At 47.8% G+C, this 14041-nt stretch carries 10 protein-coding genes and 4 pseudogenes; 8 read left to right on the plus strand and 6 right to left on the minus strand.

Annotated elements, in window-relative coordinates; all coding sequences use genetic code 11:
* Window positions 1-45: 45 nt before the first annotated feature.
* Window positions 46-534: pseudogene (locus tag VF685_RS00810) on the minus strand (IS3 family transposase); the annotation flags it as partial.
* A gap of 27 nt (window positions 535-561) precedes the next feature.
* Here VF685_RS00810 and VF685_RS00815 point away from each other — a divergent pair.
* Window positions 562-1046: pseudogene (locus VF685_RS00815) on the plus strand (IS3 family transposase); the annotation flags it as partial.
* A gap of 14 nt (window positions 1047-1060) precedes the next feature.
* On the opposite strand, the pseudogene VF685_RS00820 reads toward VF685_RS00815, so the two are convergent.
* Window positions 1061-1159 (minus strand): annotated as a pseudogene (locus VF685_RS00820) (transposase-like zinc-binding domain-containing protein); the annotation flags it as partial.
* Between the two features lie 53 nt (window positions 1160-1212).
* Here VF685_RS00820 and VF685_RS00825 point away from each other — a divergent pair.
* Window positions 1213-1320: pseudogene (locus VF685_RS00825) on the plus strand (IS982 family transposase); the annotation flags it as partial.
* 108 nt (window positions 1321-1428) lie between these two features.
* Here the strand turns inward: VF685_RS00825 and VF685_RS00830 are convergent.
* Both VF685_RS00830 and VF685_RS00835 read right to left on the minus strand, forming a co-directional pair.
* On the minus strand, window positions 1429-2037 hold the full coding sequence (locus VF685_RS00830; RefSeq protein ID WP_005177911.1) for a MarC family protein: 609 nt from the start codon (window positions 2035-2037) through the stop codon (window positions 1429-1431).
* A gap of 12 nt (window positions 2038-2049) precedes the next feature.
* Window positions 2050-4086, minus strand: a complete 2037-nt coding sequence (locus VF685_RS00835; protein ID WP_005177908.1) for a choline transporter — start codon at window positions 4084-4086, stop codon at window positions 2050-2052.
* 231 nt (window positions 4087-4317) lie between these two features.
* Here VF685_RS00835 and betI point away from each other — a divergent pair, with 231 nt between their 5' ends.
* From betI to VF685_RS00855, 4 genes are all read left to right on the plus strand, one after another.
* Window positions 4318-4902 carry a transcriptional regulator BetI gene (betI, locus tag VF685_RS00840; protein WP_163170098.1) on the plus strand — a complete coding sequence of 195 codons (585 nt, stop codon included), beginning with the start codon at window positions 4318-4320 and terminating at the stop codon, window positions 4900-4902.
* Window positions 4903-4919: 17 nt separating this feature from the next.
* Complete coding sequence (gene betB, locus VF685_RS00845) at window positions 4920-6395, plus strand: betaine-aldehyde dehydrogenase (protein WP_171065061.1); 1476 nt, start codon at window positions 4920-4922, stop codon at window positions 6393-6395.
* A 16-nt stretch (window positions 6396-6411) separates the two neighbouring features.
* A complete protein-coding gene (betA, locus tag VF685_RS00850) occupies window positions 6412-8079 on the plus strand; it encodes a choline dehydrogenase (RefSeq protein ID WP_163170097.1) in 1668 nt (555 codons plus the stop codon).
* Window positions 8080-8237: 158 nt separating this feature from the next.
* Window positions 8238-9011 carry a hypothetical protein gene (locus VF685_RS00855; protein WP_152342388.1) on the plus strand — a complete coding sequence of 258 codons (774 nt, stop codon included), beginning with the start codon at window positions 8238-8240 and terminating at the stop codon, window positions 9009-9011.
* Window positions 9012-9034: 23 nt separating this feature from the next.
* Here the strand turns inward: VF685_RS00855 and VF685_RS00860 are convergent, their stop codons facing one another.
* Both VF685_RS00860 and VF685_RS00865 read right to left on the minus strand, forming a co-directional pair.
* The gene (locus VF685_RS00860; RefSeq protein ID WP_286384823.1) at window positions 9035-10426 is read right to left on the minus strand and encodes an ATP-binding protein; all 1392 of its coding nucleotides are present in this window, start codon (window positions 10424-10426) and stop codon (window positions 9035-9037) included.
* Between the two features lie 2 nt (window positions 10427-10428).
* Complete coding sequence (locus tag VF685_RS00865) at window positions 10429-11100, minus strand: response regulator transcription factor (RefSeq protein ID WP_016658141.1); 672 nt, start codon at window positions 11098-11100, stop codon at window positions 10429-10431.
* 109 nt (window positions 11101-11209) lie between these two features.
* Between VF685_RS00865 and dsbD the strand changes: the two genes are divergently transcribed.
* Together dsbD and VF685_RS00875 are read left to right on the plus strand one after the other, a co-directional pair.
* Window positions 11210-13192 carry a protein-disulfide reductase DsbD gene (dsbD, locus tag VF685_RS00870; protein WP_286384822.1) on the plus strand — a complete coding sequence of 661 codons (1983 nt, stop codon included), beginning with the start codon at window positions 11210-11212 and terminating at the stop codon, window positions 13190-13192.
* Window positions 13189-14031, plus strand: coding sequence for a TlpA disulfide reductase family protein (locus VF685_RS00875; protein WP_286384821.1), 843 nt, complete (start codon window positions 13189-13191; stop codon window positions 14029-14031). The genes dsbD and VF685_RS00875 overlap by 4 nt, the downstream gene beginning before the upstream one ends.
* The last annotated feature ends 10 nt before the right edge of the window (window positions 14032-14041 follow it).

The raw sequence follows: 14041 nt of genomic DNA on the forward strand, positions 1-14041 counted from the left end.
CCTATCTGAACCGTACCGGGTTTGTCGGAGACTTTTTTATTTAAGTTAGGCCACCTGACCTAACGGGTTAATCTTATCATAGTACATTGCTTCAAACTCAAAAGGCGATACATAACCCAGTGCACTGTGTACACGCTTTTTATTGAACCAATCTACCCAGTTGAGTGTCGCAAGTTGTACATCTGCTAAACCTTGCCAATCTGCTTTTAAATATTCAATCACCTCTGTTTTGTATAAGCCATTCACCGTTTCAGCCAAAGCATTATCGTATGAATCACCAGTTGTACCGACTGATGCTCGTAAATTTGCAGCTTCTAAACGATTGGTATAGCGAATAGAAAGATATTGAACACCTCTATCGGAATGATGAATCACATTCTTTGGCATGCCTCGATCGTGCAATGCTTGCTCAAGTGCATCGAGTACCATATCTGTATTCATCCGTGTAGATACTTTCCATCCAACAATTGCTCGTGAGAACACATCAATAATAAAGGCGGTATAGACCCAGCCTGAATTTGTTTGAATATAGGGGTGAGTAGACCAAAGGAATCTCACCCTTATATCCGCACTTATGAAGGGTGGCTATATCTCGCAGTTGTGATTGACCTGTTTTCACGTCTTGTTGTTGGCTGGTCTATGAAATCCAGAATCACGGCAGATCTGGTTTTAGATGCGTTATTGATGGCTTTGTGGCGAAGAAACCCAAAGAACAAAGTCCTAATCCATTCTGACCAAGGCAGCCAATACACCAGTCATGAATGGCAGACATTTCTCAAGCATCATAATCTTGAAAGTAGTATGAGTCGTCGACTTGCGCAGTACACTGCTCATGCCATGACAATGCTGTTGCAGAAAGCTTCTTCCAGCTATTAAAGCAGGAACGAATTAAAAAGAAAATCTATGCGACCAGGACTGAAGCAAGGTCGGATATCTTTGAATATATTGAGATGTTCTACAATTCAAAACGCAGATATGGTTCCAATGGTCAGCGTTCTCCATTAGATTATGAAAAGGCCCATCAAAAGATGATTATGTGTGTCTAGAATTTTGGTGGCTATTCACATTGATAGTTTTGCTTGCCATATAGTTTGAGGCCATTTTTCTTTATACTGTCACTTAGACAGGTTGGACATTTGATTTCTAGTGTTATTTGCATCTCACTATCTGATCAAAAGCCAACCTGTTTTTTCAGCATACTTTTTGAAACACCACCAAAAAACCAGGTTGAAAAAGTCAGCTTTAAGCTTGTCTGAAGCAATGACCATTGTCATTTTATTTCATCAATCCGGTTTTAGATTCTTCAAATATTTTTATTGCTAAATGATCGTTCCATTCTGGAAATCTGCTTTATTGTTTGAACCCCAATAAGCCAACTTTCCAAAATATGCTAAAAGGCTAAGTGGATTTCATCGAACTCAGGTTATTTTAGCTCTGCATAATCCCGCTGACACCGGTCACAATCATATCAATGGCAATGGTCCCAATCAGCAAGGCGGCCAGACGCCCGACAATATCGACATACAAATCAATATAATTGGAATGTTTATGCTGCAAATGATCATGCGCATATTTCATTAAAATAAGCAGGCTACAGGTCAGAAACAGTGTCACAAAAATCACCAGCACCAGTTGCCACAGGCTTAGCTGAATTCCGGTAATGACCGCGGCGCTGATGGTTCCCGGGCCAATCATAAACGGCATGGCAATGGTGCCGGCCAAATGATGTGGCGCACCACGCATCACCCCAATGGTATCGGCGCCTTCAAACACATAGCGATAACCAATCACCAGAAAAATAATCCCGCCAAAAATCTGGAAAGATTCAAAACGGACATGCAGGACATCATGAAAAAAGGCTTCACCGGTTTTGGCGAAAATAATAAACACCACAAAGCTGATTAAACTGCCCTGAATCAGGGCGCGATTAAACACTCGGGCCTCGGAATTACGGATAATGCCGAGCATATAAATACTCATTAAAAACGGGTTTAATAATGAGAAAAACAGTGCAAAGGCGTGAAGCGATTCAGACATCCTACAGATTCCTTATTGATCCGGGTCTGGAAAGAGCGGGCGCTTGCCTGGACTAATCCGGTTGATGTGCAAGAACATCAAATGGCGCTCGTATTTATCCAGAATGTCGTTAATGACCTGTTCCTTGCTATAACCCACCAGATCATTGCCTTGCGAGCCTTCAAACAGATAGGTTTCCAGACGGTAATAGTATTTCTTGGTACGTTTGCCGCGTGAACTGAAGTTGGGCGTGTCATAACGGATTGGCCAGATCTGGTAAACAAAGTTTTCTTCTTCATCCAGCTGAATGGTTAAATCCAGATGTGACAGCTCCGGTTCATCATCCAGGGCTTTTTCCGCCAGATCGACCTGAATGCCTTTGTTGATGAATTCTGTGGCCACCGCCTGCATTGCCGGTTTACAGACCTCTTCCAGCATTTGCTGGGTTTGCGATAAATTGGCATGCAGCATTACCCGGCTGAGGCGTTTTTTCCAGTTAAAGATGTCGACATTACCGACTACAGGTGCCGCATTCATGCTGGTACTGGCCTGACGAAAATCTTCCAGTCTTAATGACTTGTACAAACCCGCCATCACAAAGAAAATTACAAAGCTAAAAGGCAGTCCCATAATAATGGTGGTGTTTTGCAGCGCGGTCACACCATTGGCCATCAGCATCGCCAAGGTCAGTAAACCAATCGCCAGCGCCCAGAAGACACTTAACCAGCGCGGCGAATCATGTTCAATATTGCTAAATTTGGTGGTGAAATTCCCCAGCACCAGTGCCCCTGAATCGGCAGAAGTCACATAAAACAGCAAACCGGTAATGGTGGCGACGCCGGCCAGAAACGGGAACCATGGATATTGGGCAAGCAGGTCATAGAAACCATGTGCCGGATTGGCCAATACGGTGGTGGCCAGCTGGGTATTGCCATCAAAAATCACGCTGTGCAGGGCGCTATTTCCAAAAATCGACAGCCAGGTCAGGGTAAACAGCAGGGGAATAATTAAGGTACCGGCCACAAATTCACGGATGGTCCGGCCACGGGAAATTCGCGCCAGAAACAGGCCGACAAACGGCGACCAGGCAATCCACCAGGCCCAGAAAAACAGGGTCCAGCTGTTCATCCATTCTTTCGGTTGCTGAAACGGAAAACTGGTTAAGGACAGTTGCGGGAACTGGCTAATATAGTCACCAAAGTTCTGGATTAACGCTGCCAGTAAAAACTCGGTATTGCCCATCACCAGAATAAATAGCAGCAGACCAATTGACACATAAATATTGACTTCAGACAGAATCCGGAGGCCTTTATTTACCCCAGAAGCCACTGAAATTGCAGTAATAATGACTGCAACGGCAATCAGCGCCGACTGGATCAGCAGGTTTTCTGGCACATCAAACAGTACATGCAGGCCGTAGTTGAGCTGAACCACACCAATCCCGCAGGTGGTGGCAATACCAAAAATGGTGCCCAAAACGGCCGCGGTATCAACACTATGTCCAATCCAGCCATTAACACGCTTGCCAAAAATCGGATAAAGCGCCGAGCGGATGGTTAGCGGCAGGTTATAACGATAACTGAAATAACCCAAAGCCACGCCAACCAAGGCATACATGCTCCAGCCAGTTAATCCATAGTGGAACAGGGTCCAGACCATCGACTGGCGCGCAGCCTCAAAAGTCTGGCCTTCGCCGACAGGCGGATTCATATAGTGAGACAGCGGTTCGGCCACCGAGAAGAACATCAGGTCAATCCCGATTCCGGCCGAGAACAGCATTGCCGACCAGCTCAGCAGGCTAAATTCCGGCTTGGAATGTTTGGGACCTAATTTGATATCGCCATAACGGGACAGGGCAATAAACAGTACAAAGACCAGATATAAGGTGGCCGCCAGCAGGTAATACCAGCTAAAGGTCCGACTGACCCAGTTCAAGATTTGGGTAATGAGCTGATTCGCCTGGTCATTAAATAAAATCGTAACCAGCGAAAACAGCAGGATGAGTGTTGCCGAAAGAAAAAAGACAACTTTGTTCAGACTATCGGTCGTCTGTTCAGTTTTCTTTTGCATAAATCTGTGACCATATTTTTTTAATTCGGATCTACAGCGCAGTGTGTTTTGGCTTAACCAGACTCTATAGGCATGGTTCTCATTACAAACATTTGCAAATGAAAAACAAACTGAGCTGTACATCAGGAAGCAGACGGGACTATAATTTATTTTAATTGAACGTTCAATTAAAATAACGTTTTTATATGTTACCTTGCCTTGTGCATGATTTTTATTAGTTAGGTCGATCTTATGCCTAAAGTTGGTATGCAACCGATTCGTCGTCAACAGCTAATTGATGCCACCTTATCTGCCATTAATGAACTGGGTTTTGCTGAAGCATCTATCAGCCAGATTGCCCAGCGGGCAGGTGTGTCTACAGGCATCATCAGTCATTATTTTCAGGGCAAGCATGGCTTGATTGAAGCGACCATGCGTTATTTGCTACAACAGCTGGGCGATGCCATTTCGGCCAGTTTAAACGCCGCAGAAAATACCCCGGAGCAGCGCCTGATTGCGATTGTGCGTGCCAATTTCTCGGCTGAACAGACCGATAAGGCCGCCATGAAAACCTGGTTGGCATTCTGGGCCAACAGTATGCATCAACCTGACTTGCACCGTTTGCAGCAGGTTAACCATTACCGCCTGCATTCCAATATCAAGCATGAGTTTGCCAAACAGCTGGACCGCGAGCAGGCTGAACGCGCCGCGCAGGGTCTGGCCGCACTGATTGACGGTTTCTGGTTACGCGGTTCCTTAATGACCACTGACCTGGATGCCGATTTACCTATTCAGATTTGTGCCGACTATATCCGTCAGCAACTCAATATTCACTAAATTACGAGGAGAACCGATTGATGCAATTCAATACACAACGACCTTATATTCACGGTCAGTTTGTCGATGCTTCATCCTCTGAAACATTCCAAAGTATTAATCCGGCCAATGCTGAGGTGTTGGCCACCATTCAAGCATGTAACCAGGCCGATGTTGATCGGGCAGTACAGTCTGCCAAACAGGGACAAAAAGTCTGGGCAGCCATGACCACCATGCAGCGTTCACGCATTTTAAATCAGGCCGTAGCCATTTTACGGGCACGCAATGATGAGCTGGCAGAAATTGAAAGCCTGGACAGTGGCAAGCCTTTAAGTGAAACCCGGAGCGTCGATATTGTGACCGGGGCAGATGTGCTGGAATATTATGCCAGCATTTTACCAGCGCTCGAAGGCCAGCAAATTCCATTAAGAGAAAGTTCTTTTATTTATACCCGCCGTGAACCGCTGGGTGTGGTGGCCGGTATTGGCGCCTGGAATTATCCAATCCAGATTGCGTTATGGAAATCTGCACCGGCCTTGGCCGCAGGCAATGCCATGGTGTTTAAAGCCAGTGAAATTACCCCACTTACCGCGTTAAAACTGGCCGAAATTTATAGTGAAGCCGGAGTACCAGACGGCGTCTTTAATGTGGTGACCGGTGGTGGCGATGTGGGTAGCTACCTCACTGAGCATCCAGAGATTGCCAAAGTATCCTTTACCGGCGGTGTGAGTACCGGTAAAAAAGTAATGGCACAGGCGGCGGCGTCCAGCTTAAAAGAAGTCACCATGGAACTTGGTGGAAAATCACCGTTAATTATCTGTGAAGATGCCAATCTGGATCTGGCTGCCGATATTGCCATGATGGCCAATTTCTACAGCTCTGGACAGGTGTGTACCAATGGAACCCGGGTGTTTATTCCTGCTGCTTTAAAAACTGCTTTTGAAGAAAAGATTCTGCAGCGCATTCCCTATGTGCGCATGGGTCAGCCTTTAGACCCGAACACTAATTTCGGGCCACTGTCCAGCTTTGCCCATATGGAAAAAGTATTGCATTACATTGAGCTGGGCAAGCAACAGGGCGCCCGTCTGTTAACAGGTGGACAGCGCGCAGCGGCAGCTGAATTTGCGCACGGGGCTTTTGTTGAACCCACGGTATTTACCGACTGTCATGATGAAATGCGCATTGTCCAGGAAGAAATTTTTGGCCCGGTTATGAGCATCTTAAGCTATGACAGTGAAGATGAAGTAATCCGCAGAGCCAATGCCACCACCTATGGTCTGGCTGCTGGTGTGGTCAGTCCGGATTTAAGCCGTGCCCATCGCATTATTCATCAGATTGAAGCTGGGATTTGCTGGCTGAATACCTGGGGCGAATCTCCGGCAGAAATGCCGGTTGGTGGCTATAAACAGTCAGGCGTTGGCCGTGAAAATGGTCTGGTGACCTTACAGCACTATACCCAGACCAAATCGGTTCAGGTGGAACTGAGTCCTTTCCAATCTGTATTTTCAGCTTAAGGGAGGATCATGCTGCATGAATTATGACTATATTATTATTGGCGCAGGTTCTGCCGGGAATGTGCTGGCGGCTCGATTAACCGAAGATCCAGAAACGACGGTGTTGCTCCTAGAAGCAGGTGGGCCGGACTACCGGCTGGATTTTCGTACCCAGATGCCTGCCGCGCTGGCTTATCCCTTACAGGGCCGGCGTTATAACTGGGCCTATCTGACCGATCCGGAACCGTATATGAATAACCGCCGTATGGAATGTGGTCGCGGTAAAGGCTTGGGCGGGTCCTCCCTGATTAACGGCATGTGTTATATCCGTGGTAATGCGATGGATCTGGAACAATGGGCGAGTTTGAAAGGACTGGAACATTGGAGCTATGCCGACTGTCTGCCTTATTATAAAAAAGCCGAAACCCGGGATATTGGCGGCAATGACTATCATGGTGACAGCGGTCCGGTACAGGTCGCCACCCCGAAAGCCGGAAATAACGAGCTGTTTCATGCCATGGTCGATGCTGCGGTGCAGGCCGGTTATCCACGTACCGATGATTTAAATGGCTATCAGCAGGAAGGATTTGGTCCGATGGACCGTACCGTAACCCGGCAGGGACGCCGTTCCAGCACAGCGCGTGGTTATCTGGATATGGCCAGACAGCGCCCGAATCTGACCATTCGCACCCATGCCATGACCAATAAAATTCTATTTAATGGCAAACAGGCTGTGGGAGTCGAATATTTTCAGGGACAAAGTACCGCGCAGCCGCTACAAGTCTTTGCTGAAAAAGAAGTGCTGCTCTGTGGGGGTGCCATTGCTTCTCCGCAAATTCTGCAGCGTTCGGGGGTTGGCAATGCCCAGCATCTAAAAAGCCTGGATATTCCGGTGGTTCATGATTTACCGGGCGTAGGTGAAAACCTACAAGATCATCTGGAAATGTATTTACAGTATCAATGCAAAAAACCGGTCAGCTTATATCCCGCCTTAAAATGGTATAACCAGCCAAAAATTGGTGCAGAATGGCTGTTTTTAGGTCAGGGTGTGGGTGCCAGTAACCAGTTTGAAGCGGGTGGCTTTATCCGCACTTCCGATGAGTTTGCCTGGCCGAATATCCAGTATCACTTTTTACCGGTCGCCATTAACTACAATGGCAGTAATGCCATTCAGCAGCATGGTTTTCAGGCGCATGTTGGTTCCATGCGCTCTCCATCCCGTGGCCGGGTCAAACTGCGCTCCAAAGATCCGTTTCAGCATCCAAGTATCCTGTTCAATTATATGAGTACCGAACAGGACTGGCGCGAGTTCCGTGATGCCATCCGCATTACCCGGGACATCATGCATCAACCGGCTTTAGATGCCTATCGCGGCGAAGAAATCAGCCCGGGCAAACAGGTACAAAGCGATGCCGAGCTGGACGAATTTATCCGTAACCACGCTGAAACTGCGTTCCATCCATCTTGCAGCTGCAAAATGGGTGAAGATGATATGGCCGTGGTCGATGGCTACGGGCGGGTACATGGGCTGCAAAACCTGCGAGTGATTGATGCTTCCATCATGCCGCTGATTATTACCGGCAACCTGAATGCCACCACCATTATGATGGCCGAAAAACTGGCCGATCATATTCGCGCCAAACCGGCGCTGGCCAAATCTACGGCGCCATTTTACCGGGCCAATACGCCAGTCCGGTCAATCTAGCCGCAACAGAACGCTTTGATCTTGACATCGTTTTGATGTGCATTTTTATACACATCCTTTTTTTCTTAGTTAAAACCACATACCCAACCATCCGCACAGCTCACGGTCGGATGGTTGGCTGGAATTTTTTACATTCAATCAGGTTAAATTTTAAAACAATGATTCCATTTACAAGAACAGTGGTCGCCGCCGGATGTCTGTCATGTATCAGCATGTCCAGCTGGGCCAATGATGCATCCTCTTCCTCTATTGATGTGTCTGGTCAGCTGACCGCAGTATCCAAATATGTGTCGCGCGGTCTGACCAATGCACCAGAAAATGAAGACCTGGCTTTGCAGGCCTCTTTAACCCTGGGCTATGGAAATTTTTACGCTGCTTATTGGGGCAGTACACTGGGTTATTCATACCGCGATTTACAGCAAGGCCGGCAATACAGCACCGATAAAATGGAACATGATTTTATTGTCGGGCATGTGTCAGATTTTAAAGGCCTCACTTGGGATCTGTGGAACGCGACCTATTATTATCCGGGTGGGGACAGTACCACCTCCAATGAACTGGGCCTGCGTGTCAGTAAAAACCTGAATGAGCAAGCTACACTAACCTTCGGCGTGTCGACCTATTTATATGATGTGGTGTATATGAATCAGGGCGATACCTATGTCAGCCTGAACTATGCCCATCAGCTCAGCGACAAATTAACTGGAAATCTGGCCGTTGCCGGTTCCTATTTTAATGACTCCGGCAAATATGAAGGTCAGGAATTTTTAGATACCCAGACCGATACCGCTTTTCGTTTTGCCTCGGTCGGGCTGGATTATGCAGTTGCGCCGAATGTGAATGTCTTTTCCGATTTCATTCTTGGTGGCTATGACCGCAGTAAAATCAAACAGAAAAATCAGGCGGTTTGGGGCTTAAGATATAGCTTCTAATCTAGTCCCCAAGCATCAACCCTTTAATTGGGCGTGGAAGAGGGCTGCTCCGGCCGAATGCAGATGCTTAAACCCTGAGGAAGGTTCAGGCTTAAATCCATCTGGTAGTGATGATGTTGGAGCAGCGCTTTCACCAAAGCCAGCCCTAAACCATGCCCCTGTTGCTGGGCAGATTTACGCCAGAAGCGCCGGGTCATCTGGGTCAGTTCAGCGCCAGTCAGCCCCTGACCATCATCTTGTACCAGCAGTTGCTGATTATGCATGGTAATTGCAATTCGGCTTAAGCCTTGGGCATGTAACAGGGCATTTTCCAGCAGATTTTTCAGAATCGTCTGCAAGCTCAGCGGTGGTAGTTGCAGGGTTTGCAGATTTTCCCAATCGACCTGCAATACGCTATTTAAATGCGGATAAACCGGACTTAATTCTTCTATCACTTGTCTTAAAACCGGCGCGACTTCGGTGGTATCTGAATCTGGGGCAGCTTGCGCAGCGTCATGATCGGTCTGGCTCAGTAATAACAATTGTTCCAGCAACTGCTGATAGCGCCAGATACTGTTTTCGGCCTGTTTCAGGTTTTCAATCAGCTTGCTGGCCTGCGCCGGATTTTGCTCGACCATCATCCGGCTGAGTTGTACATGGGTTTTAATTGCAGTTAAAGGACTACGCAGTTCATGCGCGGCATAGGCGGTAAACAGTTTTTCATTTTCCAGACTATGGTGCAGGTTCTGAATCAGCTGATTGGAATTATCGACAAAAGGCTGGACTTCTTTTGGAATTTTGCGCGCATCCAGATATTGCAGATAATGCGCGGCATCTGACAGCGAATGCTGCTTATCTGCCAGTTGCTGGGCCATATCATCTAAAGGGCGGAATTCTTTACGCAAAATATGAATCACCAGCGCCATACAGATCAATAGCGATAACACCAGCGGAATCAGCACCGATTGCAGAATCTGTTGCAATAAAGAGGCTCTAAGCACCAGCCGTTCTGCGGCCACCACCTGAATATCACCTTTACGCAGCACATAACTGCGCCATTCCACACCATTTTCCTGCCAGGTACTAAAGCCCGGTTGCTGTCCGGTTAGCTGCGCCGGCGCACCGCGGGTGCGAGCCACCACATACGGCCCCAAGGTAATATCCGAGCTAAACACCGACACCTCACAGGCAATCAGATTTTGCGCATGATACTGTTCGGCCACCTGTTTTAAGGAATCGGGATTAATTTCCTGGAGCGGCAAATGCTGAATCAGCCGCGCCACCATTTGTGCAGAGGCAAACAGGCGCTGATCCAGCGTATCTTGCAGCCGCTGCTGCAAATCATAATACAGCCAGCAAAACACCAGACTCCACAGGCTAAGAAACACCACCATAAACATGCTGACCAGCCGCCATTTTAAACTGTAGTTCTGCATATTCAGCTCTCGGTTTCCGGTACTTTAAACATATAGCCCACACCACGAATGGTCTGAATCAGCTGCGGCTCTAGTTTCTGACGTAAATGATAAATATGCACATTCAGCGCGTTGCTCTCGATACTGTCCTGATAGCCATACAGTTTATCGAGCAGCTGTTCATTTTTCAAAATCTGGTTGGGATGGCTCATCAGGGTTTCCAGCAGGCTGTATTCACGCCGTGACAGAGTCACCGGCTGCTGCTGGAACGTGACTTCCTGGGTATCGCGGTTCAGCTGTAAATCACCCAGTTGCAACAAGTTGGAAGAAAAACCTCGATTACGCCGTGCCAGCGCATGAATACGGGCAATCAGCTCGTCCAGTTCAAAGGGTTTGGTCAGGTAGTCATCGGCCCCCAGATTTAAGGCTTCTACACATTGCCGGGTTTGATGCCGGGCGGTTAAAACCAGTACCGGCAGATGAATTTCATCCTGGCGCCACTGCTGCAGCAGTTCCAGACCGTCCTGATCAGGCAGGCCCAAATCCAGCAGGCACAGGTCGACCGCACTTTGCCGGATAAAATAATCAGCAGCGCGTGCAGTGGCCACATGCTCGACTGAAATATTTAAATAGTCCAGCGCTGAACAGATACTTTGGGCAATATAAGGATCATCTTCGACCAGAACCACAAACATAGTTACTCTCCACCTGAAATCCTATTTTATAAATAATGAGCTATGTTAATGTTCTCTTAATTTAATCTTTTTAATAATGAATCGAGTTTTCTACAGAAAAATGGACGTCATGATTACGCGTGTAAGTGCTTTGCTTGTGGTTCTTTGTGCATTCTGGCCAGTCTGGTCACAGGCGCAGGAGTTCTTGCCATCCGATCAGGCGTTTCAGTTTCAGGCGCGTTCTATTAGCGATGATCAGGCGGAACTGCGCTGGACCATCGCCGAAGATTATTATTTATATCATGATCAGCTACAGGTGCGTAGCGATGCTGGTGCGCTAAAATTACAGCTGCCGGTGCCGGAAGATAAGAACGATCCGACCTTTGGCCAGACCAAGGTGCATTATCATCAGGTCAAGACCACGATTACGGTCGCGCCAAACCAGCAATTTAAAATTCAGTGGCAGGGCTGTGCCGAAAGCGGTTTATGTTATCCGGTGCAACGCGCCACCATTCAGACCGATGCGCAAGGCTTGTTGCCCCAGTCAGATGCGCCTTCAAGCGAACGGCGTTTATTAAGTGCCGCCAAACCGGTCGCGCTGGATGCACCGGCTAAAATTGAAGCGGCACCAAGTAAACCTGAAAAAACAGTACTGACAACTACATCTGCTGCCGCCGAAGAAGCAGTCATTGAAAATGAGTCGATTGCCGCAGTAGAGAATACAGAGCCGACAAAACTCACTGATGCTGTCGCGGCTTCAGAAATTTCAGTCGTAGCGTCTAATCCGGTGCCGGCCAGTGAAATCGCAGGCGAGACACAAACGGCAGCCGCCGCGTCATTACAATCTGAATGGAACAACGACCAGTATTTTTTCAATTTACTCTCGGAACATCATTTATTTTTTAATCTGCTGATTTTTTTAGGTTTTGGTATTTTACTGGCCTTTTTACCTTGTTCTTTGCCACTGATTCCAATTTTGTCTGGCATTCTGGTACAGCGTCATCGTGGTTATCGTGCTGCGTTGATTGCGCTGGCTTTCGTACTGGGTATGGCCGCAGTGTATGCGGTGATGGGACTGGCGGTTGCACAACTGGGCTATAGTTTCCAGCGCTGGTTCCAAAGCCCGATCTTTATTGGCATCTTTGCGGTGCTATTTATCTTGTTTGCCTTGAACCTGTTTGGGGTGTATCAGCTGTCCTTACCACAAGGTTTATTACAACGACTGGACCGATGGCAGCAAAAACAGCAGGGCGGTACGCTGGTGGGTGCTTCGTTAATGGGGATGATTTCCGCGCTGATTGTAGGTCCGTGTATGAGCGCACCTTTGGCCGGTGCTTTGCTGTTCGTATCGCAGTTGGATCAGCCAGTACTTGGCGCGACCTATCTGTTTGTACTGGGTCTGGGCCTCGGGATTCCTTTATTTATTGCCGCTGTATTTGGCGCCAAATATTTACCGAAACCGGGTTTGTGGATGGACCGGTTGAAATTCAGTTTCGGCTTTTTAATGCTGGCGCTGGCGGTTTATTTCGCCCGCCCATTGCTGCCGACTGTGGCCTATTTCCTGTTGATGGGCATTATTTTCCTGGCACTGGCGATTTACTGCTTCGATTTAATCCGCAGACATCTGCAAGGGAAAATTTCGCGTGTTGGCGTTATTGTGCTGGCGCTGGCCATGACCGCTATTGGTATTTGGCATATTCAACATGGCCTTCAGCAGATGGGTGCGGTCCATGCCCAGCAAACACTCAGCTGGCAAAAGGTGCATACCCAGCAGGAACTGGCACAGCTGCTACAGCAAAACAGTGGACGCAGTATCGTGATTGATGTCTATGCCGACTGGTGTGTGGCCTGTCAACCGGTAGAAAATGAAGTCCTGCCACGTACCGATGTACAGGCAGCCTTGCAGGATGTGGTACGAATTAAACTGGATTTAACCGAGTATCATCCATCTCAAGATGAATTACTGCGTGACTGGCAGATTCTTGGCCCACCGACCATGATTTTCCTGGACAACCAGCAGCAGGAACAGCGCACCTTACGTTTAACTGGCACCTTTAGCGCGACCCAACTTATTCAGCGCTTGCAGCAACTTCAGCAGGCGAAAACACCATGATGGTTTCTGCAACGGCGCTGCATATAGGCCCACTGATGTTGCCGTGGCAGATGGTGCTGCTGCTCACCGGATTAGTACTAGTGTATGGGATAGGGCGATATTTCAGACACAAACAGCAATGGCCTGAACCTAGCTGGCGCATCTTTAGTGACAGCTTGTGGACGTCATTCTGGGTGGGGTTAATTGCCGCACGACTGTTTTTTGTGCTGATGCATGCCGATCTTTATCTGGCGACACCACTGGATATAATCAAAATTCAGGACAAAGGCTTTCATTTTTATGGCGGATTGATTGCCGGCATTGGGTGGTTTTTATGGAAAAACCGGTCATTGGCCAATCTGCCTAAAGCGATATTGATCGCGCTATTTGTTGCGATCCAGCTTTGTCTGAACTGGGGTATTCAATCAGTCTTGCCACAGCAGAATCAGTATCCTGACCTGCAATTTCAAAATTTACAGCAGCAACAGGTGCCGCTACAGCACTGGGTTGGCAAACCGACCGTCATCAACCTGTGGGCCAGCTGGTGTCCGCCGTGTCACCGGGAAATGCCGGTTTTACATCAGGCCCAGCAGGATTATCCGGACATTCATTTTGTAATGCTGAATCAGGGCGAAACGACTGACACGGTACAGGATTATCTGCGTCAGCATCGTTTTAATTTCCAGTATGTCCTGTTTGATCCTCAAGGTGACATGGCCACCCAGATGAATATGTATGGCTTGCCAAGCACCTTGTTCTTTAATGCACAAGGACAGCTCGTGCATCGGCATATGGGAGAACTGACCCAGCCGATGCTGCGTCGCTATATCAATGATCTTTCTGCTCCATCTTCAAAATAACAGGAAATTC

Origin of the sequence: Acinetobacter sp. Brlt_5, assembly GCF_051949055.1 — a bacterium.
Classification (GTDB): domain Bacteria; phylum Pseudomonadota; class Gammaproteobacteria; order Pseudomonadales; family Moraxellaceae; genus Acinetobacter; species Acinetobacter indicus.